Origin of the sequence: Mariniflexile ostreae (assembly GCF_042427585.1) — a bacterium.
In the GTDB taxonomy this organism is placed as follows: domain Bacteria; phylum Bacteroidota; class Bacteroidia; order Flavobacteriales; family Flavobacteriaceae; genus Pseudalgibacter; species Pseudalgibacter ostreae.
The window spans coordinates 26,633-48,213 of record NZ_JBHMFC010000017.1 but is presented as its reverse complement, the minus strand read 5'-3'; the positions used below and the strand labels follow the sequence as shown (position 1 = coordinate 48,213).

Below are 21,581 nucleotides of genomic sequence, written 5' to 3'. Positions count from 1 at the left end.
TTTATGATTCGTTACGCCTATGCGCAATGCTCTAATTCATGCTTAAATCCATATTAAAGGATAAAATGAATTTAAAAAAAATCAAATAATGAAAACCTGATCCAAAACTTGTATGTCTGAGATCAAAATGGGTGGAGAATAATTTTTATGAGGGACAACCTGCTGTGATAAGCTTTTAAACGTGTTTTTAAAAACAAATGCAAAAACCGTTATAAATTGCTGTTGCTTAAAATCTAAATCTTCAAAACTTGAAGATTTTAACTTGTCTTGGCCTTGAATAACATCAACCTCATCCTTACAACAAGATTTCTTATACTGAATTTCGGCAGATTCCATACCGCATCTTTCTACTTCAGCAAATACAGAAGCATCTATTAGTACATCACCACAAAAATGCTTTTCAATAGTAAAGGATACAGTTGAAATTAACACCAATAAGGCCAATGCCATCGAGAATACTTTATGCAATCCTTCTTTTATCACACTGCTAAAATACAAAAAAAGAGACGCATACGAACACTTTTAAAAAGGATTAACACTTTAGCTTTTTAACTTATGATAATAGAAAGCAGGCACTAGAAGAATTAAAAGAATAGGTTGTATTAAAAATCTACGGATATTAAAAAATAAATAATAATCTTCTTGCTTAGGATTTACAACAAAATATAAATAAATGAGTATTAACACAATATAAGCAAAAAAATAAATGTATGCAGAAAATTTAACCATACCTTTATCCTTAAAAAGAAGCAACAATATTACTAAAGACACAGCGGTATTCAATACATATCGCCACGTTGTAAAGGCCATCAATTTAAAAAGCTCCCGTCTTGGGCTATCCACATACAGATAGTCGTTTTGAAAAAAAGTTAAATACGGGTCATAAAACAATTCATTTTCAAAAAAACGAATAGCAACCAATACCCCAACAAGTAAAAACACAAGTATGTAAGTAACGGGTTTAATCATTTTCTTTTTTTAAATTAGAGAACCTATTAACCCAAAACACCCAAAGCAAAAACACCATTCCATAAATTATCCCTGGAAAAACAACTGTATGCAGAAACGTTTCTTGTTTAGGATAATGGTATATGCCCATGGTTAAAATAGCAATTCGAAGCACATTAACCACATATAACAAAACACTACCTGCAAACACATATAAAAAAGTTGTTTTAAGTTTTCCTGAAAACGCAATAATAAAAGACACAAATAAAATGATAACACTTATCCCATTACACCCCTCTATGATACGCGCCAAAAATTTACCATTAACAATAAGTTTCATGGAGGGCTCGTCTGGATGTGGAGAAACCTGAGCATTATATCCTAAATCGCCCAATAAAAGTTGGGTTTGTTGCGCAACTAGATTAGTAAAATAATCGGGATAAAACTTAGACACTTCAGAAAAATCTAAATAAAACTTATAAGCGACAGACAAACAGATATACACCAACAAAAACGTGACCATAAAACGTATAACAGATCTGTATTTATTAAAAAGAATTTTCAAATGAAATAAATTAAGGGCTTAAAACGAATCGATTTCTATTTTGTGAGAAATCGAATTTACAGCTTTTTAGATATATTTACCAAAAACTTTTGCACATATGACTTTTGATGCCTTAAAACCGAAAATAAAAACGATTGTTAAAAATACAGAATGCTCTGTAAATGAACGCCTGTTACAAATATGCCAATTACTAGAAACACATATAGATTATTACAATTGGGTTGGATTTTATTTTAGAAATGGCGACAAACAAGAACTCCTTTTAGGCCCCTATGTAGGTGCTCCAACAGACCATACGGTAATCCCTTTTGGAAAAGGTATCTGTGGACAAGTAGCCGTGAGCAATCAAAACTTTGTAGTGCCCGATGTGTCTACGCAACACAATTATATCGCCTGTAGCATTACTGTAAAGGCAGAAATTGTAATCCCTATTTTCGTAAACAGAAAAAACATTGGCCAAATTGATATCGACTCGAACACTATAGATCCTTTTACTGTAGATGACGAACGTTTTTTAGAATTTGTTTGTAGAAAAGTAGCAAAATTATTCGTGTAAACCAACCAACCCCACGTTCCATGTACCTTCAATAGCATTCCACACCCTTTTTTTTTTAATAGAACTTTAAGCTTTTTTTTTAAAAATATTATACGTGTTTTTTTTAGTTGAAATAACTACTTTTGCATGCGTTAACAATCTTTTAAACAAATCTTATAATGTCCTCTCGAATCCCAACAGTTATGGGCAGGCGATTTTTATAAGTAATTCAGCAAAATGAGCAACGAAAAAACTATTAAATCTGCATTAATCTCGGTATTTAGCAAAGAAGGCTTAGAACCAATCATTAAAAAATTACACGAACAAGATGTTACCATCTACTCTACAGGAGGAACTCAAAAATTCATTAATGATTTAGGGGTTGATGTTGTGCCTGTTGAAGACATCACGTCTTACCCGTCCATTTTGGGTGGCCGTGTAAAAACCTTGCACCCGAAAGTATTTGGAGGCATCTTAAACAGACAAAACCACAAAGGCGATGTTGCTGAATTAGCAGAGTATAACATCCCACAAATTGATGTGGTGATTGTAGATTTATATCCTTTTGAAAAAACAGTAGCTTCTGGCGCTAGTGAACAAGATATTATTGAAAAAATCGATATCGGAGGCATTTCATTGATTCGTGCAGCTGCTAAAAACTATGCCGATGTTATTTGTGTTGCTTCTGTAGACGACTATAATGAGTTTTTAGAATTGATTTCGGAAAACAATGGTGCCATTTCTGAAGAAAATAGAAAACGCTTCGCAGGAAAAGCTTTTAATGTTTCCTCTCATTACGATTCGGCTATTTTTAACTATTTCAATAAAAATAATGAAGAAACTGTTTTAAAAATAAGCGAAACGAAAGGCAAAGTATTGCGCTATGGAGAAAACCCACATCAAAAAGGGTTTTTCTTCGGAAATTTTGATGATATCTTCACAAAACTTCACGGCAAAGAACTTAGCTATAACAACTTATTAGATGTAGATGCAGCCGTCAATTTGATGTTGGAGTTTAAAAATGACGCCCCTACCTTTGCTATTTTAAAACACAATAATGCATGTGGCTTAGCACAACGCGATACGCTTCATCAAGCATATGTAGATGCTTTGGCGGGCGACCCTGTCTCGGCTTTTGGTGGTGTTTTAATTAGCAATACAGAAATAGACCTAGCTACGGCCCAAGAAATTCACGGTCTATTTTGTGAAGTAGTTATAGCCCCTTCTTACTCCAAAGCAGCCTTAGAACTCCTTCAAGGCAAAAAAAACCGTATTATTTTAGTGCTTCATGACATCGACATGCCACAAACCAACGTAAGAAGCTGCCTGAACGGTATTTTGGTACAAGAGAGAAACAACATAACCGACACAATTGAAGGTCTTACCAACGCTACTAATACAGCACCAACAGCAGAAGAAATAGAGGATTTAATATTCGCTTCTAAAATTTGCAAACACACCAAATCCAACACCATTGTATTGGCTAAAAACAAACAGCTTTTTGCCAGTGGCACAGGACAGACCAGTCGTGTAGACGCTTTAGAGCAAGCCATTCATAAAGCAAAATCGTTTCATTTTGATTTAAATGGTGCTGCTATGGCAAGTGATGCTTTTTTCCCCTTTCCAGATTGTGTGGAAATTGCAAAAAAAGCAGGTATTACCGCTGTAATACAGCCCGGTGGCTCTATTAAAGACCAATTGAGCATAGACTATTGTAATGAAAATGGTGTCGCTATGGTGTTTACAGGAACACGTCATTTCAAACACTAATACAATAACAGAATCCCTTCCCGATAGTTAGCTACATCTATCGGGAAGACTCTAATAATATAAAAAATGCTGCGTTATATTATAAAATGATTTAGTTTTATAATCTAAAAACAGAAACAAAACGTATAAAAACCAGACGCCTTAGTTTAATAAAATTTTGAACATTTATAAAAGACATATATTTATTAACTTTTACTACATTTACGGGATTTGTTTCTTAACCACAAAACACTACTAATAGCACATGGGCTTTTTTGACTTCCTAACTGAGGATATAGCGATAGATTTAGGTACTGCGAATACACTTATTATACATAACGATAAAGTTGTTGTAGATGCGCCATCCATTGTCGCACGCGATAGAATTTCTGGCAAAATCATAGCCGTAGGGCAAGAAGCCAGTTTAATGCAGGGCAAGACCCACGAAAACATTAAAACCATCCGGCCATTGAAAGATGGGGTTATTGCAGATTTTGATGCTTCCGAGCAGATGATCAGTATGTTTATAAAAAATATCCCTGCTTTAAAGAAAAGATTTTTCACTCCTGCACTGCGTATGGTTATTTGTATTCCATCCGGAATAACTGAAGTAGAAATGCGTGCTGTAAAAGAAAGTGCAGAACGTGTTAATGGCAAAGAAGTGTATTTAATACATGAACCTATGGCTGCAGCCGTGGGTATTGGTGTCGATATTATGCAACCTAAAGGAAACATGGTCGTGGATATAGGTGGTGGAACTACCGAAATTGCGGTAATTGCATTGGGTGGTATTGTATGTGACAAATCGGTTAAAATTGCAGGTGATGTTTTTACAAATGATATTGTATATTACATGCGTACCCAGCACAACTTATATGTGGGTGAACGTACTGCCGAAAAAATAAAAATACAGATTGGTGCTGCTACCGAAGATTTAGAGCTGCCTCCAGAGGATATGAGTGTACAAGGCCGTGATTTGCTAACAGGAAAACCAAAACAGGTTCAAATATCCTATCGCGAAATAGCCAAAGCATTAGACAAATCTATTTTACGTATAGAAGATGCCGTTATGGAAACCTTATCCCAAACGCCACCAGAATTAGCAGCCGACATTTATAATACAGGTATTTATTTAGCTGGTGGTGGTGGTTCTATGTTAAGAGGGTTGGACAAACGCTTATCCCAAAAAACAGATTTACCTGTTTATATTGCAGAAGACCCATTACGTGCCGTAGTTAGAGGTACAGGTATCACACTTAAAAATCTATCTAAATATAAAAGCATATTGATTAAATAAGCATAAAATAGGTTCATAAAACATGCAACAGATTATTAATTTTATAATAAGGAACAAAACCTTTTTGTTGTTCTTGTTGCTTTTTTCTTTATCACTTTTTTTCACCATTCAATCCCATTCTTACCATAAGAGTAAGTTTGTGAATTCGGCTAATTTTTTAACCGGTGGTGTTTATAATACGGTAAATAACATAAGTGATTATTTAAATTTAAAAGAGCAGAATGTTATTTTATCTGAAGAAAACAGCAGATTAAAAACATTAATAGCAAACTTAGAAATAAAAGTAGACTCAACATTTCAAAACGCATTCCCTTTAGATAGCACGTACGCTTTTAAAGCCGCTCATATTTTAAAAAATAGTTACGCTTTAACCAACAATGTTTTACTTATTGATAAAGGTATAAAAGATAGTATTAAGGAAGATTTTGGGGTTATATCCTCCAAAGGGATTGTTGGAATTGTTGATGAAAGCAGCAATCGTTTTTCTACAGTCATTTCAATTTTAAATACCACAAGTAAAATTAGTGCCCAACTAAAAAAAACAAATCATTTTGGCACCTTAGTTTGGAATGCCAAATCTCCAGAATTTATCCAGTTGATCGACATACCAAAAATCGCCCCTGTTAATAAAGGCGATACCATAGTAACCTCGGGCCGGTCGTCCATTTTCCCAAAGGGGATTCTTATTGGTACAATTCACGACTACCATTTGGATGTTGCAGAAAATTTTTATGAAATAAACATTAAACTCTTTAATGACATGACTAGCTTAGAGCATGTTTATATTATAGAGAATAAAGATATTAAAGAAATTACTAATTTACTAGATACTAATCATGAATAGGGTTATAACCGCCAATAGCGTTCGTTTTATTATGCTCATTTTGGTTCAGGTCTTAATCTGTAATCATATTAATTTTTTGGGCTATATCAATCCTTACATATATATCCTTTTTCTTATTCTATTTCCTGTAAAGAACAACCGGATGTTGTTTATCTTTTTAGCTTTTACTCTAGGGCTTTCTGTTGATATGTTTTTAGACTCTGGAGGTATACATGCAGCCGCATCTGTAGCCGTCGCTTATATACGCCCCGTAGTATTAAAGTTTAGTTTTGGAACTATTTATGAATATCAAAATTTAAAATTTGATGTGGTCGATTTTGGATCCAAACTAATTTACATCGTTTTCCTAACTATTATTCATCATTTCATACTTTTTTATTTAGAAATATTTAGCATTTCAAAAATAATTTTGATACTTGAAAAAACGTTATTCTCTAGTATTTTCACTATTTTATTGTGCATTCTGTTCACCATCATTTTTAGTCGGAAAACCAAATGAGACAATTTTTACTTCTTATCATTATAATCTCTGTAGGACTTACTTTTTTAGCTAGGCTCTTTTATTTGCAGATATATAAAGAAAATACGCAAAGCTTATATGAAGATAATGCTATAAGGAAAGTTTTTGATTATCCGAAAAGAGGTTTTGTTTACGACAGGACAGGAAAACTTTTAGTATCCAACCAACCATCATATGATGTGATGGTTATTCCTCGTGAAGTGAAACCATTTGACACCTTAGAGTTCTGTACATTATTAAAAATGGATAAAGAAAGGCTATTAAAAACTATTGAGAAAGCCAGACATTACTCTCCTAGGTTGCCATCTGTTTTAGTGCCGCACATGTCTAAAGAAGATTATGCGGTATTACAGGAAAAAATGCGAAAATTTGAAGGTTTCTATATTCAAAAACGTTCCTTAAGACATTATGAAACCAGTATTGGGGCTAATGTACTAGGAGACATTGGCGAGGTAAACCACGCCATTATAGAAAAAGAACCTTACTACAAACCTGGAGATCTTATAGGAAAACAAGGTGTGGAAGCCTCTTATGAAAAAACCCTAAGAGGCGTTAAAGGGATCAAGTTTATTCAAAAAGACCGTTTTAATAGAGATATTGCACCCTATAAAGAGGGATTGCTCGATACGATACCCGAACAAGGAAAAGACATTACCATTACTATAGACGCTAGATTACAAGAATACGGTGAATTGCTTATGCAAAACAAGCATGGTGGAATTATTGCTATTGAGCCTAGTAGTGGAGAAATATTGGCCATGATTTCTGCACCAACTTACAATCCAAATTTATTGGTAGGTAGAGAGCGATCTAAAAACTTTACAAAACTTTACAACGATACTATTGCTAAACCTTTATTTGATCGCAGTTTAAAAGCACAGTACCCCCCTGGATCTCCATTTAAAGTAATGAATGCGTTAATCGGTTTACAAGAAAATGTTATCACCGAAAATGAGCAAATTGGCTGTAGAATGGGCTATTACTTAGGAAGCAGACGCCTTACAGGGTGCCACAGCCACCCGACTCCCCTAAATATGGTTGGCGGCATTGCACAGTCTTGCAATGCTTATTTCGCAAATGTGTACCGTCGCATTATAGACAAGTATAAAGACCCCTCGGAAGGTATGGATGTTTGGAGCAATCATGTTAAAAGTTTTGGTTTAGGCGATTATTTAGGATACGACTTAAGAATAGGCAATAAAGGTCGGATTCCAGATGGTGCTTTTTATGATAAATGGTACGGGAAAAATCGCTGGGTATCCACTTACAATATCTCCAATGCAATTGGTCAAGGTGAAGTAGAGGCCACACCTATCCAATTGGCCAATATGGTTGCCGCAATAGCAAATAGAGGCTATTTTTACACCCCGCATATTATAAAATCTATTGAAGGCGAAACCATAGATGATAATTATACCACTGCCAAGCACACCACTATTGATAAACAAAATTTCGACCCTATTATACAAGGCATGTTTGATGTTTATACAAAAGGTACTGCTGCGTCGCTTCAAGTAAAAGACATAGAAATATGTGGAAAAACAGGTACAGCAGAAAATTTTATGAAAATCGACGGAGTTAAAACTCAATTGACAGACCATTCCATTTTTGTGGCATTTGCACCTAAGGACAATCCTAAAATTGCATTGGCCGTATTTGTAGAAAACGGGTACTGGGGAGGTCGTTTTGCAGGACGAATTGCTGGTTTAATGATTGAAAAATATTTAAAAGACAAGATTACCCGAACCGATATGGAGGAATGGATCTTAAGACACAGCCTTGAAGATGAATACGCAAAACCATACTCGGGAAAACCTTTTGGTATAAATCGAGCCACCATGCCTAAGCTGGTAGACGAAGCCGAATACAGGCGCCTTAAAACGCATTTGCAATCCATAACAAAGACTTCAGGGTAATGGTTAGAGATACGAATAGATATTTTAAATTTGACTGGATTACTATAATTCTTTTTTTACTATTGGTAGGCTTTGGTTGGGTAAATATAGTTTCGGCATCCCATACGGGAGACACTGTAGATTACTTTGATTTTTCTCAATCCTACGGAAAGCAATTGATGTTTATTTTTTTAACGTTTGGACTCATTGTTATCATATTATCCATTGATGCTAAATTTTATGAAAGATTTTCCAGTGTTATTTACATCATATCCATGCTATCTCTTGCCGGACTTTTCTTGTTCGGAAAAAGTGTAAATGGTGCCACCGCGTGGTATGGCATTGGCGGCATGACACTGCAGCCAAGCGAATTTGCAAAGGCAGCGACGGCACTTGCCGTAGCTAAATATATAAGTGATTTAAACACGAATATCCAAGATTTTAAAGATCAGATAGCGCTCTTTACAATTATCGGTATTCCTGCATTATTGGTCTTATTACAAAATGACACAGGAAGCATGCTAGTCTATGTTACATTCATATTTGTGCTGCACAGGGAAGGCTTGCCAAAAGCGTATTTAATTATTGGAGTATTGTTGGCGTTATTATCGGTATTATCTTTAAAGTTTGGGGCTATTATAACCTCAATCGCAGCAAGTATAATGGTGCTTATCTTTCATTTTTTACCCAGAAGAAAACCTCCATTTTTAAAAACTGTTTTCATATGGATGGTATCCGTAGCGTTATCATTCGGTGTGAAATTTTTTTATGAAAACCTATTGCAATCGCACCAAAAAGACCGTATAAATTTATGGCTTAGGCTTGAGAAAGACCCAGAAAAACTTGAAGAAATGAAGCGTACTTTTGCTTATAATTTAAATGAATCGGAAAAAGCTATTAGTTCTGGGCGCTTAACAGGTAAAGGTTTTATGGAAGGCACCAGAACAACTGGTAAATTTGTACCCGAACAACACACCGATTATATTTTTAGCACGGTTGGCGAAGAATGGGGCTTTTTGGGCAGTGCTTTTGTTGTTATTGTTTTCGTGCTACTTTTAATTCGAATCTTACATTTGGCCGAGTTACAGAAATCTCAATTTAGTCGTGTTTACGGCTACGGCGTTGCAGCTATTATATTCATGCACTTTATGATTAATATCGGCATGGTTATGGGCTTAATTCCAACCATTGGTATTCCACTTCCCATGTTTAGTTATGGGGGCTCTGGCCTTTGGGCTTTTACCATTTTACTTTTCATATTTGTAAAGCTAGATTCCAATAGAATCAATGAATGGTAAAATAAAACTATAACTTTTAATCTTAGCGCGATCTCCTAAACTCACTTAATAAAATAGCTGTAGCTGTAGCGACATTCAAACTCTCAGTAGCTTGTATATCGCCAAATCTAGGTATGGTTATTTTATCACTTATTAGCTTTTCAACAGCTTCTGAAATTCCGTTAGCCTCATTACCCATAACTAAAACGCCTTGGTTAGGAAAAGTCTTTTTATACACATTTTCACCTTCCATATAAGCTCCAAAAATAGCAGTGCTGTGGTTTTCTAAAAACGTTAATAAATCTACATAAACAATGTTGACTCTCGTGATTGATCCCATGCTCGCTTGCACGACTTTCGGATTAAAACAATCTACTGTTTCTTTACTACAAACCAAATCTTGAATTCCAAACCAATCGCACAATCTAATAATAGTCCCTAAGTTTCCAGGGTCCCTCACATCATCTAAAGCTACGATCAATTGGTTATGGTCTATCGCTTTTATTTTAGGTATTTCAAATATAGCGACTGCCGTATGGGGTGTTTTTAAAAAGCTGATCCGTTTTAAATCCTTTTCGGAAATTAAAACTTCTTTTTCATCAGCATTAAAAGCCTCTGTGGTATATAAAGTATGCAGTACATAATGAGAATTTAATAGTTCCTTTATAACTTTAAAACCTTCTACAACAAAAAGACCATGTTGCAGTCTATATTTTTTTTGATTTAAAGATCTTATTAATTTCACCTGATTTTTAGACAGCATTTTAGGGTGTTTTTATAATTATAATTTAAAATATAAAGAAAATGAAAAAAAAGTATTTAGCTTGCAATCAACAGGATTAATTAAATGTATTTTCAACTTAAAAAATGTATTTTTGATTTCCAATAGAGAAGTCTTAGCCTAGGTTCTAATTTTTCCCTATCAGTAATCGGTATTTTTAAAAAAATCGAGGGTTCGAGAGTACCAACCAACTTTTAATAGCATGTCGATTTTTAAATAAAAAAACCAAAAACCTGAATTAACTATCATTTCATTTGAAAACACAACTCTCAAAAATATCAATCTTCTTGGTTTGTCTTGGTTTATTCTCTTGTGATGCAGTAAAACGAGTACCCGATAACGACCACTTACTTATCAAAAATACAGTTAATATTAATGATAAGAAAAACAAAACAGAAACCCTAAGCAATCTTTTATTTCAAAAACCAAATAGATCGTTGTTAGGCATACCATTACGCCTTCATGTTTATAATTTGGCAAGACCTAATATAGACTCTATTGTAGATGCCGATATCAACAAAAACCCTAAAAAAAAACAGAGACTTGAAAAACTGCTTTCAAAAAAGCAATTGAATAAATATATAGAATCACGAAAAGGGTTTAACAACTGGCTAAAAAAAACTGGAGAACCACCTATTACCATTGATAGTGTTAAAACGGTTAAGTCTCTTAAAAACTTAAAAGATTATCATGTAAACAACGGCTGGTTTGATGTAGATGTGTCTTACCATATAGATCATACAGAAGAAAAACGGGCAGCCATAAGTTACGAGGTCCAGACGGGCAAGGCTTATATTATCGATTCTATATTTAAACAAATAAAGTCGCCAGTTATTGATTCTCTTTACCTTAAAAAAATTAAAGCCAACTCCTTGATCAAAAAAGGCGAACAGTATAGAACCGCAAGTTTTGAAGTTGAAAGGAACCGTATTTCTGAAATTTTAAGAAACTCTGGCGTATACCACTTCAATCAAGATTACATTACCGTAGAAATGGATACTATTGGCACAAATAAAAAAGTAAACGTAACCGTACAAATACAAGATAGAGCCATTAGAGGTATAGACTCCATAATACGAGAACCTTTTAAGGTTTATAAAGTAAAGGATGTAAATATTTATCCTAATACCAATTTTAGTAATTTAGACGAAACGGTTACAGACTCCGTATATTATAAAGGTTACAACATATATAGTATAGGTAAAATGCGCTTTAACCCAGAATCTTTAACAGATGCCGTTTTTATAAGTCCAAAGCGCATTTTTAAAGATATTGACAGAATACGAACCTACAGGTATATAAGTGAATTGCGGACCTTTAAATACCCAGACATCAAGTATATTGAAAACCCAGACGCTACACTTACCGCAAACGTATACCTAACCCCTTTAAAAAAATTTAATTTAGGCCTTAATACCGATGTATCTACTAGCGACATCCAAAGTATCGGTTTTTCATTAAACCCTAGCTTATTGATTAGAAATATCTTTAAGGGTGCCGAAACCCTTGAAATATCTGCGATTGGTGCCATAGGTGCTTCTGAAGATAGAAACAGAAAAGACTCCCCTTTTTTTGATATTAATGAAATTGGTTTAAATTTAAAACTGACTATCCCTAGAATTTTTTCACCGTTTAATACAGACCAGATCGTACCTAATTATATGTCGCCAAGCACCAGAATTAGCTTAGCAAGTACGAGTCAAACCAATATTGGATTAGACAAACAGACTTTTATAGGCGCTTTTAATTACAATTGGTTACCATCAAAACAGGTTAGCAATAAACTAGATTTATTTAACGTACAGTACATTAGAAACTTAAATGCAGGGAACTACTTTAGGGTGTATGGCAATTCATTTAACAGTTTAAATGCTATTTCCAAATCTTTAAATTACAACAATGGTGTGGACTTGCTTTATCCAGTACAGACAGATGCGTTTATTAAAGAAGTGCTGAATGGCAACACAGCGCTGACTCCTAACAGTGCAGATTTTAAGACGGTTTCCTCTATTAATGAACGAAAAGAGCGTTTAACAGAAAACAACCTAATCTTCTCCTCTAGTTTTAATTTTATCAAAAACACACAGCGTAATTTATTTGACGAAAATTTTTCAATATTTCGTTATAAAATAGAGTTAGCGGGAAACTTATTGGCCAATACGTCAACATTATTAGGCTTAAAAAAGGACGCCAGCGACAGATACACCATATTTGACGTTGCGTTTTCCCAATATGCTAAAACCGAAATCGATTATATAAAACGTTGGGATTTAGGCAATAAAAATGTGTTCGCCATACGTAGCTTTTTAGGTATTGCGATTCCCTATGGCAACTCTAACAATATTCCTTTTGCCAAAAGTTTTTTTGCCGGTGGCGCCAACGATAATCGCGCCTGGTCCGCCTATAGTTTAGGCCCTGGAAGTTCTGTTACTACAGATGAGTTTAATGAAGCCAACCTTAAGATCGCATTAAGTGCAGAACAGCGTTTTAATCTGTTTGGCAACTTAAACGGCGCTGTTTTTATTGATGCTGGTAATATTTGGAACGTGTTTGACAATACAGAAACAGGTCCTGCTACTTTTGATAACTTTAAATCTCTAAAAGACATTGCCGTAGGATCAGGTTTCGGCTTACGTTATGATTTTAGCTTTTTTGTTTTCCGTTTTGACATTGGATTTAAAACTTACGACCCCTCTTATCAAGACGAAAACCGATGGTTTAATGATTATAATTTCACTAATGCCGTATATAACATAGGCATCAATTACCCATTTTAACATGCATGGAGGCTTTCCGTATATAAAAAAACGCTGGTCCCACCTATAACCCATTCGCGAAAAATATTGATAAGCCACACGCCTTTGCTCTCACGCTTCACTCTTACTTTGCAAAGCAACATTTAAAAGAAAGAGGTATAAGCATTTCTTAAAAAAGGTTTTGAAATACTTTAATGGCACAGAAAAAACTTTATGCCCCAGTATTCGTGAAAAGGTAAGCGTTTTTCACAAAAAAGAGTTCAAGAGATGCTACAATCGAATTCTTCACAGAAAACTACATCGTTTTAGTAAGGTTTTAAGGGTTTCAATTTACAAAACCCCAATGTTTTATTCAAAAAATGATTACTTTTGATAATTACTAACATTTAATAAATATCAAAAAAATGGGACACAATATAAAGCCTGGCGTAGCTACAGGAAAAGAGGTTCAAGCAATTTTCAACCATGCAAAAGCCAATAATTATGCACTTCCCGCTGTTAACGTTATAGGTTCAGACACTATAAACGGTGTTTTAGAAACCGCTAAAGATCTTAACGCTCCAGTTATTATTCAATTCTCTAATGGTGGCGCACAATTTAACGCAGGAAAAGGATTAGATAATGAGGGCCAAAAAGCAGCTATTGCTGGTGCTGTAGCCGGTGCAAAACATGTACATACCTTAGCTGAGGCATATGGTGTTCCTGTTATCTTACATACAGACCATTGTGCTAAAAAACTTTTACCTTGGATAGATGGTTTATTGGATGCTAGCGAAATCCATTTTAAAGAGACTGGAAAATCACTTTTCAGTTCTCATATGATCGATCTTTCTGAAGAGCCTTTAGAAGAAAACATCGCTATTTGTAAAACATATTTAGAAAGAATGTCTAAAATGGGCATGACTTTAGAAATTGAGCTAGGAATTACTGGCGGAGAAGAAGATGGAGTAGACAATACAGATGTAGACGATTCTAAATTATACACACAACCAGAAGAAGTTGCTTACGCATACGAGGAACTAAGCAAGGTAAGTGATCAATTCACTATTGCAGCCGCTTTTGGAAACGTACATGGGGTTTACAAGCCTGGGAACGTAAAATTGACTCCAAAAATATTGAAAAACTCTCAAGATTTCATTTCAAAAAAATATGGCGTAGAGCATAATCATATTGATTTTGTATTCCACGGTGGATCTGGATCTTCGGTTGAAGAAATTAGAGAAGGCATAAGCTACGGTGTTATCAAAATGAATATCGATACCGATTTACAATATGCTTTTATGGCTGGTATCCGCGATTATATGGGTAGCAAATCAGAATATTTAAAAGGCCAGATTGGAAATCCCGAAGGTGGCGATGTACCAAATAAAAAATATTACGACCCTAGAGTTTGGTTGCGCGAAGGCGAAAAAACATTTATCGCTCGTTTGAAAAAGGCGTTTGAAGATTTAAACAATGTGAATACGCTATAATTTATATTTTAGAATTATAAAAATCCCATTTAAACCTCAGTATACTGCGTTTAAATGGGATTTTCATTTTCAATATACAAAATCGAAACCGATAGTATTGGCAAATTTTGAGTTTGAATAATAAAAATAGTAATTTTATATGTTTTACATTTGCAAAAATAGCAACGGTTTTAAAATTAAATTAAAATCTAAAATAACATATCACTATGTCTTGGTTTAAAAGAAAAACAAAAGGGATAACAACCACTACCGAAGAGAAAAAAGATACGCCCAAAGGGCTATGGTACAAATCTCCAACAGGAAAAATTGTTGATGCAGAAGAATTAGAGAAAAACTTCTATGTAAGCCCAGAAGACGGTTACCATGTTCGTATAGGTAGCAAAGAATACTTCGAAATTTTATTTGACGACAATAAATTTAAAGAAATGGATGCGAATTTAGAATCCAAAGACCCTTTAAAATTCATAGACACTAAAAAATATCCTGAACGCCTTAAGGCTGCACAAGAAAAAACAAAGCTAAAAGATGCCGTAAGAACAGCGGTTGGAAAATCTAAAGGCAAGAACCTTGTGGTCGCCTGTATGGATTTTGCTTTTATAGGCGGTTCAATGGGAAGCGTTGTAGGGGAGAAAATAGCAAGAGCAGCAGATTATGCTTTAGAGAAGAAAATACCTTTAATGATCATTTCAAAGTCTGGTGGCGCACGTATGATGGAAGCAGCATTGTCATTAATGCAATTAGCCAAAACCTCTGTTAAACTCGCTCAGTTAGCAGATGCAGGTATCCCATACATTTCTTTATGCACCGACCCTACTACTGGCGGAACCACAGCATCATTTGCCATGTTAGGCGATATCAATATTGCCGAACCAGGTGCTTTAATAGGATTTGCAGGGCCACGTATTGTGAGAGACACTACAGGAAAAGAACTTCCTGAAGGATTTCAAACTTCAGAGTTTTTATTAGAACATGGTTTTCTAGACTTTATCACACAGCGTAAAGAATTAAAAAACAAAGTAAACCAATACATCGATTTAATTCTAAACCAACCATTAAGAGCTTAGATTTTATTTAAATACACATCAGAAAGCCTATGTAATTAATCGTTTTATAGGCTTTCTGCATGAGGTATTATAGCAGACCTCAAGTAAATAATAAATTCTGTTCCTATACCTACTTCACTAATAACCTCAATTTTCCCATTAAGGGCTTCAACTTGATTTTTTGTTATAAACAGGCCCACTCCCTTAGAATCCTTATTTTTATGAAAAGTTTGATATAGCGAGAAAATTTTTTCCCCATATTTATCTAAATCTACGCCCAATCCATTGTCTTTAACACGCAATACAACAAAGCCATTTTCTGCTGTGGCACTTAATACAATATTTCCAATACGAGTTTCTGCTTTATATTTAATGGCATTAGTCAATAAATTTAAAAGAATACTTTCCAAATAAGCATCAACAGCCTTTACATACAAATCTGGCGGTATATTATTTTCAATAGTACAGCCACTTTTCATAGCCAAAGAACTTACACTACAAATAGCATTTACAGCATAATTCCGAAGCTTAAGAGCTTTAGACTCGTTTTCATTGTATCTTGAAAACTCTGCTATTTCTGTTAAATGTTTAACCGTATCCTGTAAATTACAAACCGCTTGTTGTAAAGTAAAAAAACTTTCGTTTGTTCTAACCTCTTCAATTTCTTCTTCCACAAAACTGGTCAAAGTCATTAAATTTCCCGCATGTGTTCTTAAATTATGCGTGATAATTCTAGAAAAATTTAAAAGTCGATCGTTTTGCTCTTTTATAATATTTGAAATAAGTTCTTTTTCTTGTTCTTCATTTTTTTCTTCTGTTATATCCTGTACTTGAGCAATAAAGTATTTCGGTTTATTTTGCTTATCCCTAACTAACGAAACAGACAATTGTGCCCAAACAATGACACCATTTCTTTTATAATAGCGTTTTTTTATTTTATAATTTTTTATCGTATTCTTTATAAGCTGTTTAACTTTTGCTACATCATTCGCTAAATCCTCTTCGTGGGTAATCTCATGAAACCCCTTCATTAAAAGCTCATTCTCATCATATTCCAATATCTCACACAAGCTTTTACTTACTAAATGCCACTTGCCATCTAGTCCTATTATTGCTATGCCATGATAGGCATGATTAAAAATTTCGGGAAGTAAATTTGAGTCGAGAGCATCTACCATTATTCTTTCCATAAAAAACAAAAAATTTGAATATGTTAATTTAGTGAAAACTTTACAAATAAAGGAGTGTTATAAATTCATAATAAATTACTACATTTGCAAATCGAAAGAAAGGCTTTCGTGTACATAAAAATCATTTACAATAATATTAGCATGTATTTAAACAAAGAAGAAATCTTCGCAAAACACGGTAAAGACAAGAACGATACTGGATCTGCAGAAGGACAAATTGCGTTATTCACACAAAGAATTAACCATTTAACAGGTCACTTAAAGAATAATCGTAAAGATTATAACACAGAACGTTCATTAGTGATGTTGGTAGGAAAGCGTCGTGCTTTACTAGATTACTTAACTAAGAAGGATGTTTTAAGATATCGTGCTATAGTAAAAGAATTAGGATTAAGAAAATAATAAAAAGAGGCTTTTCAGCCTCTTTTTTCATATCAAAACACCTCCTGTGCAGAGTATAAACGCACATTGAAGAAGCTCATTACGGTTTTTCATTGGTCATGGCATCTCTTTGCCACACAACAACAACTACACAACAACAACACAACGACCATTGTTTAATTAGAATTAAAAAAATTATGATTCCAAAAGTTTTTAAAGAGGTCATAGACCTTGGCGACGGTAGAGAAATTTCTATTGAAACCGGAAAATTGGCAAAACAGGCCCATGGATCTGTTGTTGTTCAGTCAGGGAAATGTATGTTATTATGTACAGTAGTTTCCAATTACAAACAAAGTGATGTCGATTTTTTACCCTTAACAGTAGATTATCGTGAAAAATTCGCAGCGGCAGGACGTTACCCAGGAGGTTTCTTTAAAAGAGAAGCTAGACCAAGTGATGGTGAAGTGCTAACTATGCGTTTGGTAGATCGCGTTTTACGTCCATTATTTCCAAAAGATTACCATGCTGAAACTCAGGTGATGATCCAATTAATGTCTCATGATGATGATGTTATGCCAGATGCTATGGCAGGATTGGCTGCTTCGGCTGCCATCCAATTATCCGATTTTCCATTTGAATGCCCAATTTCTGAAGCTAGAGTTGGTCGTATAAATGGCGAATTTATCATCAATCCAACTCGTACTCAGTTATTAGAATCGGACATCGATATGATGATTGGAGCTTCTGCCGACTCGGTAATGATGGTAGAAGGCGAAATGGATGAGATTTCTGAAGAAGAAATGGCTGACGCTATTAAATTTGCACACGAAGCCATTAAAATTCAATGTGCTGCTCAAGTAAAACTTGCAGAAGCCTTTGGAAAGAAAGCCGTTCGTGAATATGAGACAGAACGAAAAGATGATGATTTAGCAAAGAAAATTCATGATATGGCATACGACAAAGTGTATGCTGTAGCAAGAGCTGCTTCTGCTAAACATGAGAGAAGTGCCGCTTTTGATGCTATTAAAGAAACTATTAAAGCTTCTTTTTCTGAAGAAGAACAAGAGGACTTTGGTGGTTTAATATCAAAATACTATTATCAAGCTGAAAAAACAGCAATTAGAGACCTTACCTTAAATGAAGGCTTACGTTTAGATGGTCGTAAAACAGATGAAATTAGACCAATATGGTGTGAGATAGATTATTTGCCATCTACACACGGTTCTGCAATTTTCACACGTGGAGAAACGCAAGCATTGGCCACAGTAACATTAGGTACCTCTAGAGAAGCCAACCAAATTGACATGCCGTCTTTTGAAGGTGAAGAGCGCTTCTATTTACACTACAACTTCCCTCCTTTTTGTACAGGTGAAGCTCGACCAATTCGTGGAACATCTCGTCGTGAAGTTGGACATGGTAATCTTGCACAACGTGCTTTAAAAGGCATGGTTCCTGAAGATTGTCCTTATACTGTTCGTGTCGTTTCAGAAGTTTTAGAATCTAATGGGTCGTCTTCTATGGCAACGGTTTGTTCTGGAACTATGGCGCTAATGGATGCGGGTGTTCAATTGAAAAAGCCAGTTTCTGGTATCGCCATGGGATTAATTTCTGATGCTGAATCTGGAAAATACGCAGTGTTGTCTGACATCTTAGGAGATGAAGATCACTTAGGTGATATGGACTTTAAAGTAACAGGTACGGCAGATGGTATTACCGCTTGCCAAATGGACATTAAAGTAAAAGGATTATCTTATGAAATTCTTGTTAATGCTTTAAAACAAGCACGTAATGGTCGTTTACATATTCTTGATAAAATAGTAGAAACAATTGCTGTTCCAAATGCAGATGTAAAAGCACATGCTCCTAAAATGGTAACACGTGTGATTCCTAATGAGTTTATTGGTGCTTTAATTGGACCTGGTGGAAAAGTAATTCAAGAATTACAAAAAACAACCAAAACTACAATTGTAATCAATGAAGACCCAGTAACAGAAGAAGGTATTGTTGAAATTTTAGGTACAGGACAAGAGGGCATTAATGCTGTATTGGCAAAAATCGACTCGCTTATGTTCAAACCAGAAGTTGGTAGCGTTTATGAGGTTAAAGTGATTAAATTACTTGACTTTGGCGCTGTTGTAGAGTATGCAGACGCTCCAGGAAACGAAGTGTTACTGCACGTGAGTGAATTGGCTTGGGAACGTACTGAAAACGTTACCGATGTTGTGAACATGGGTGATGTTTTTGATGTGAAGTATTTTGGTTTAGACCCAAGAACACGAAAAGAAAAAGTATCTAGAAAAGCTATTTTACCAAAACCGGAAGGCTATGTTGCTAGACCACCAAGAGAAAATAACGATAGAGATCGTGGTGGACGGGATAACCGAGGTAGAGATAATCGAGGACGCGACAACCGTCGTGACGATAGAAAACCTAGAGAAGATAAAAAAGAAGATTAATTTCTTTTTTAAATCTATTTATAAAAAGCCCCAATATGAAAATATCGGGGCTTTTGCTTTATGGCATTATCTCATAAGCTCTGTAATTCAACACCCCAAAAAAACAAGCTTAAGGTGCGTATCGGCAACTGCCCCTTTTAAAAAAAACATAAAAAAACCGCCAATGGGCGGTTCTAATTTTTAATAAAAACAACACAAAATTATTGAGCCGTTTCTATTTCCTCCACTTTATCGTTTACAGCATCAGCTGAAGCATTTATTCCTTCTTCAGTAGCATCTAAAGTGTTATCCATAGCTTCACCCGTGTTTTCAAGTGCGTCTTCAGTAGCATCGGTAGCGTCATCATAGGCGTCTTGCATATCATCTCCAGCATCTTCTATAGCCTCTTCCACAGAATCTGTCTTTTTTGTTTCTCTACAAGACGAAAATGTTAAACTCATAACTAATAATAGTACAGATGTCAATAATACCTTTTTCATTGGTTTTGGTTTTAATGTTAATTAGATAGCGCAACTACATCCCTTCTTTTTATACAGATTCGTAATTGCAATATCTTATATACGTAAGTAATGTAGAATTTGGATTACAGCACCTTTGTTTTTTTCTATATATTTAAAATTTTTAATCCCAGATTCCAATCGCCTATCTTGATTTGCAATCAAGCCCTCTAAAACTGTATTAAAACTATTTTGGTTAGAGACAGAAAACATACCACCATTATCAATCATCGCTTGGGCTTCTGGAAATTTACTATGGTGATTGCCGATAATTATGGGCACCCCAAAAACAGCAGGCTCCAAAGTGTTGTGCAACCCCGTAGCTCCCATTGCACCACCAACATAGGCAATATCTGCATATTGATATACTTTTGTAAGCACTCCTATAGTATCCAAAATAAAAACCTGTGCACTTTCCAAGTCTTGATTATCTTTATTAGAAAAAAAAACGGTTTTTACTGAAAGTTTATTTTTGAACTGCTGAATGTGACTAGATTTGATATTATGCGGTGCTAAGATAAATTTAACATCTTTTACAGACTGACTATTGATGTATTCTATAAATAAAGCCTCATCTTCTGGCCAAGTACTCCCAGCAACAACACACGCTTTACCCCCCTTAAACTTACTAATAAAATCTAAATCATTATCCAATGCTAATTGACTGTACACCCGGTCAAAGCGCGTATCTCCACTTACGGTAACCTTATTATATCCAATAGATTTTAATAATTCTTTAGAACCTTCATTTTGCGTAAAAATATGTTCAAAGGCAAAAAGCGCGTCTCTTAATTGTTTTCCGTAATATTTAAAAAAAGCTTGATGGGGTCTAAAAGCAGCAGAAATCAAGATGGCACGTAAATTTCTGGATTTTAAAGTCTTTAAAAAATTCGGCCAAATATCATATTTAACAAAAATTGTAAGTTCGGGATTTACTAAATCTAAAAATAAAGTTGCATTTTTTTCAGTATCAAGAGGCAAATACACCACCACATCTGCTATAGGAGACTCTTTTCGAATGTCATAACCCGACGGTGAAAAAAAACTCAAAATAATTTTATGGTTTTTGTAATGGCTTCTCAGTTCCTTAAACACAGGAAGACCTTGTTCATATTCTCCTAAAGACGCACAATGGAACCATAACGTTTTATCGGTTTTAGAAAGCTGCGCCCTTAAAACCTCAAAGGTTTTATTACGACCTACTACACCTTTCTTAATTTTAAGATTAAAAGGCGCCATGCATTTTAAGGCGAATTTCACTGTCTGAATCCCTATATTATAAATACTTCCCAACATTATTTATTTGGCGCTAAAATACATTTCTTTAATATAATTTCATTGTTTAGCATCTGCTAATTTCGTAAATTTGTTCTTT

At 34.7% G+C, this 21,581-nt stretch carries 19 protein-coding genes; 12 read left to right on the top strand and 7 right to left on the bottom strand.

Annotated features, from left to right (window positions below):
* Positions 1 to 81: 81 nt before the first annotated feature.
* From ACFFU9_RS06100 to xrtF, 3 genes are read right to left on the bottom strand one after another with little or no spacing between them, the layout of a single operon-like run.
* The gene (locus ACFFU9_RS06100) at positions 82 to 483 is read right to left on the bottom strand and encodes an HYC_CC_PP family protein (RefSeq protein WP_379860509.1); all 402 of its coding nucleotides are present in this window, start codon (positions 481 to 483) and stop codon (positions 82 to 84) included.
* 57 nt (positions 484 to 540) lie between these two features.
* Positions 541 to 969, bottom strand: coding sequence for an exosortase F system-associated membrane protein (locus ACFFU9_RS06095; RefSeq protein ID WP_379860508.1), 429 nt, complete (start codon positions 967 to 969; stop codon positions 541 to 543).
* Entirely contained in the window at positions 962 to 1,513 is a 552-nt protein-coding gene (gene xrtF, locus ACFFU9_RS06090; RefSeq protein WP_379860507.1) for an exosortase family protein XrtF, read from the bottom strand. Before xrtF ends, ACFFU9_RS06095 begins: the two co-directional genes overlap by 8 nt.
* A 97-nt stretch (positions 1,514 to 1,610) precedes the next feature.
* Here xrtF and ACFFU9_RS06085 point away from each other — a divergent pair, with 97 nt between their 5' ends.
* The 7 genes from ACFFU9_RS06085 (at position 1,611) to rodA (ending at position 9,651) form a co-directional block, all read left to right on the top strand.
* Positions 1,611 to 2,069, top strand: a complete 459-nt coding sequence (locus ACFFU9_RS06085; protein ID WP_379860506.1) for an XrtF-associated fRMsr-like GAF protein — start codon at positions 1,611 to 1,613, stop codon at positions 2,067 to 2,069.
* 216 nt (positions 2,070 to 2,285) lie between these two features.
* Complete coding sequence (gene purH, locus ACFFU9_RS06080; RefSeq protein WP_379860505.1) at positions 2,286 to 3,818, top strand: bifunctional phosphoribosylaminoimidazolecarboxamide formyltransferase/IMP cyclohydrolase; 1,533 nt, start codon at positions 2,286 to 2,288, stop codon at positions 3,816 to 3,818.
* A 244-nt stretch (positions 3,819 to 4,062) separates the two neighbouring features.
* Positions 4,063 to 5,094, top strand: coding sequence for a rod shape-determining protein (locus ACFFU9_RS06075; RefSeq protein ID WP_379860504.1), 1,032 nt, complete (start codon positions 4,063 to 4,065; stop codon positions 5,092 to 5,094).
* A 22-nt stretch (positions 5,095 to 5,116) separates the two neighbouring features.
* Entirely contained in the window at positions 5,117 to 5,938 is an 822-nt protein-coding gene (mreC, locus tag ACFFU9_RS06070) for a rod shape-determining protein MreC (RefSeq protein WP_379860503.1), read from the top strand.
* Positions 5,931 to 6,437 carry a rod shape-determining protein MreD gene (locus ACFFU9_RS06065; protein WP_379860502.1) on the top strand — a complete coding sequence of 169 codons (507 nt, stop codon included), beginning with the start codon at positions 5,931 to 5,933 and terminating at the stop codon, positions 6,435 to 6,437. Before mreC ends, ACFFU9_RS06065 begins: the two co-directional genes overlap by 8 nt.
* Positions 6,434 to 8,374, top strand: coding sequence for a penicillin-binding protein 2 (mrdA, locus tag ACFFU9_RS06060; RefSeq protein WP_379860501.1), 1,941 nt, complete (start codon positions 6,434 to 6,436; stop codon positions 8,372 to 8,374). Before ACFFU9_RS06065 ends, mrdA begins: the two co-directional genes overlap by 4 nt.
* Positions 8,374 to 9,651: a rod shape-determining protein RodA gene (gene rodA / locus ACFFU9_RS06055; RefSeq protein ID WP_379860500.1), complete on the top strand. Its 1,278-nt coding sequence runs from the start codon at positions 8,374 to 8,376 to the stop codon at positions 9,649 to 9,651. The genes mrdA and rodA overlap by 1 nt, the downstream gene beginning before the upstream one ends.
* Before the next feature lie 22 nt (positions 9,652 to 9,673).
* Here the strand turns inward: rodA and ACFFU9_RS06050 are convergent, their stop codons facing one another.
* Positions 9,674 to 10,393 (bottom strand): TrmH family RNA methyltransferase, encoded by a 720-nt coding sequence (locus tag ACFFU9_RS06050; RefSeq protein WP_379860499.1) that lies wholly within the window; start codon positions 10,391 to 10,393, stop codon positions 9,674 to 9,676.
* Positions 10,394 to 10,665: 272 nt separating this feature from the next.
* On the opposite strand from ACFFU9_RS06050, the gene tamL reads away from it, so the two are divergent.
* From tamL to accD, 3 genes are all read left to right on the top strand, one after another.
* Positions 10,666 to 13,188: a translocation and assembly module lipoprotein TamL gene (gene tamL / locus ACFFU9_RS06045; protein ID WP_379860498.1), complete on the top strand. Its 2,523-nt coding sequence runs from the start codon at positions 10,666 to 10,668 to the stop codon at positions 13,186 to 13,188.
* A gap of 383 nt (positions 13,189 to 13,571) precedes the next feature.
* Positions 13,572 to 14,639 carry a class II fructose-bisphosphate aldolase gene (gene fbaA, locus ACFFU9_RS06040; RefSeq protein WP_379860497.1) on the top strand — a complete coding sequence of 356 codons (1,068 nt, stop codon included), beginning with the start codon at positions 13,572 to 13,574 and terminating at the stop codon, positions 14,637 to 14,639.
* Between the two features lie 206 nt (positions 14,640 to 14,845).
* Positions 14,846 to 15,703, top strand: coding sequence for an acetyl-CoA carboxylase, carboxyltransferase subunit beta (accD, locus tag ACFFU9_RS06035; RefSeq protein WP_379860496.1), 858 nt, complete (start codon positions 14,846 to 14,848; stop codon positions 15,701 to 15,703).
* Positions 15,704 to 15,747: 44 nt separating this feature from the next.
* Here accD and ACFFU9_RS06030 read toward each other — a convergent pair whose 3' ends face one another.
* On the bottom strand, positions 15,748 to 16,872 hold the full coding sequence (locus ACFFU9_RS06030; protein ID WP_379860495.1) for a sensor histidine kinase: 1,125 nt from the start codon (positions 16,870 to 16,872) through the stop codon (positions 15,748 to 15,750).
* Between the two features lie 141 nt (positions 16,873 to 17,013).
* Between ACFFU9_RS06030 and rpsO the strand changes: the two genes are divergently transcribed.
* Together rpsO and ACFFU9_RS06020 are read left to right on the top strand one after the other, a co-directional pair.
* Positions 17,014 to 17,274, top strand: coding sequence for a 30S ribosomal protein S15 (gene rpsO / locus ACFFU9_RS06025; protein WP_379860514.1), 261 nt, complete (start codon positions 17,014 to 17,016; stop codon positions 17,272 to 17,274).
* Between the two features lie 176 nt (positions 17,275 to 17,450).
* Complete coding sequence (locus tag ACFFU9_RS06020) at positions 17,451 to 19,709, top strand: polyribonucleotide nucleotidyltransferase (protein ID WP_379860494.1); 2,259 nt, start codon at positions 17,451 to 17,453, stop codon at positions 19,707 to 19,709.
* Positions 19,710 to 19,909: 200 nt separating this feature from the next.
* Here ACFFU9_RS06020 and ACFFU9_RS06015 read toward each other — a convergent pair whose 3' ends face one another.
* The gene (locus ACFFU9_RS06015; RefSeq protein WP_379860493.1) at positions 19,910 to 20,188 is read right to left on the bottom strand and encodes a hypothetical protein; all 279 of its coding nucleotides are present in this window, start codon (positions 20,186 to 20,188) and stop codon (positions 19,910 to 19,912) included.
* 75 nt (positions 20,189 to 20,263) lie between these two features.
* Positions 20,264 to 21,445 (bottom strand): 3-deoxy-D-manno-octulosonic acid transferase, encoded by a 1,182-nt coding sequence (locus ACFFU9_RS06010; protein ID WP_379860492.1) that lies wholly within the window; start codon positions 21,443 to 21,445, stop codon positions 20,264 to 20,266.
* Positions 21,446 to 21,581: the final 136 nt, after the last annotated feature.

Coding starts and splice junctions, on each gene's coding strand:
- ACFFU9_RS06095 (WP_379860508.1), bottom strand. CDS start 969: ATGATTAAACCCGTTACTTACATACTTGTGTTTTTACTTGTTGGGGTA.
- ACFFU9_RS06085 (WP_379860506.1), top strand. CDS start 1,611: ATGACTTTTGATGCCTTAAAACCGAAAATAAAAACGATTGTTAAAAAT.
- purH (WP_379860505.1), top strand. CDS start 2,286: ATGAGCAACGAAAAAACTATTAAATCTGCATTAATCTCGGTATTTAGC.
- ACFFU9_RS06075 (WP_379860504.1), top strand. CDS start 4,063: ATGGGCTTTTTTGACTTCCTAACTGAGGATATAGCGATAGATTTAGGT.
- mreC (WP_379860503.1), top strand. CDS start 5,117: ATGCAACAGATTATTAATTTTATAATAAGGAACAAAACCTTTTTGTTG.
- ACFFU9_RS06065 (WP_379860502.1), top strand. CDS start 5,931: ATGAATAGGGTTATAACCGCCAATAGCGTTCGTTTTATTATGCTCATT.
- mrdA (WP_379860501.1), top strand. CDS start 6,434: ATGAGACAATTTTTACTTCTTATCATTATAATCTCTGTAGGACTTACT.
- rodA (WP_379860500.1), top strand. CDS start 8,374: ATGGTTAGAGATACGAATAGATATTTTAAATTTGACTGGATTACTATA.
- ACFFU9_RS06050 (WP_379860499.1), bottom strand. CDS start 10,393: ATGCTGTCTAAAAATCAGGTGAAATTAATAAGATCTTTAAATCAAAAA.
- fbaA (WP_379860497.1), top strand. CDS start 13,572: ATGGGACACAATATAAAGCCTGGCGTAGCTACAGGAAAAGAGGTTCAA.
- accD (WP_379860496.1), top strand. CDS start 14,846: ATGTCTTGGTTTAAAAGAAAAACAAAAGGGATAACAACCACTACCGAA.
- ACFFU9_RS06030 (WP_379860495.1), bottom strand. CDS start 16,872: ATGGAAAGAATAATGGTAGATGCTCTCGACTCAAATTTACTTCCCGAA.
- rpsO (WP_379860514.1), top strand. CDS start 17,014: ATGTATTTAAACAAAGAAGAAATCTTCGCAAAACACGGTAAAGACAAG.
- ACFFU9_RS06020 (WP_379860494.1), top strand. CDS start 17,451: ATGATTCCAAAAGTTTTTAAAGAGGTCATAGACCTTGGCGACGGTAGA.
- ACFFU9_RS06015 (WP_379860493.1), bottom strand. CDS start 20,188: ATGAAAAAGGTATTATTGACATCTGTACTATTATTAGTTATGAGTTTA.
- ACFFU9_RS06010 (WP_379860492.1), bottom strand. CDS start 21,445: ATGGCGCCTTTTAATCTTAAAATTAAGAAAGGTGTAGTAGGTCGTAAT.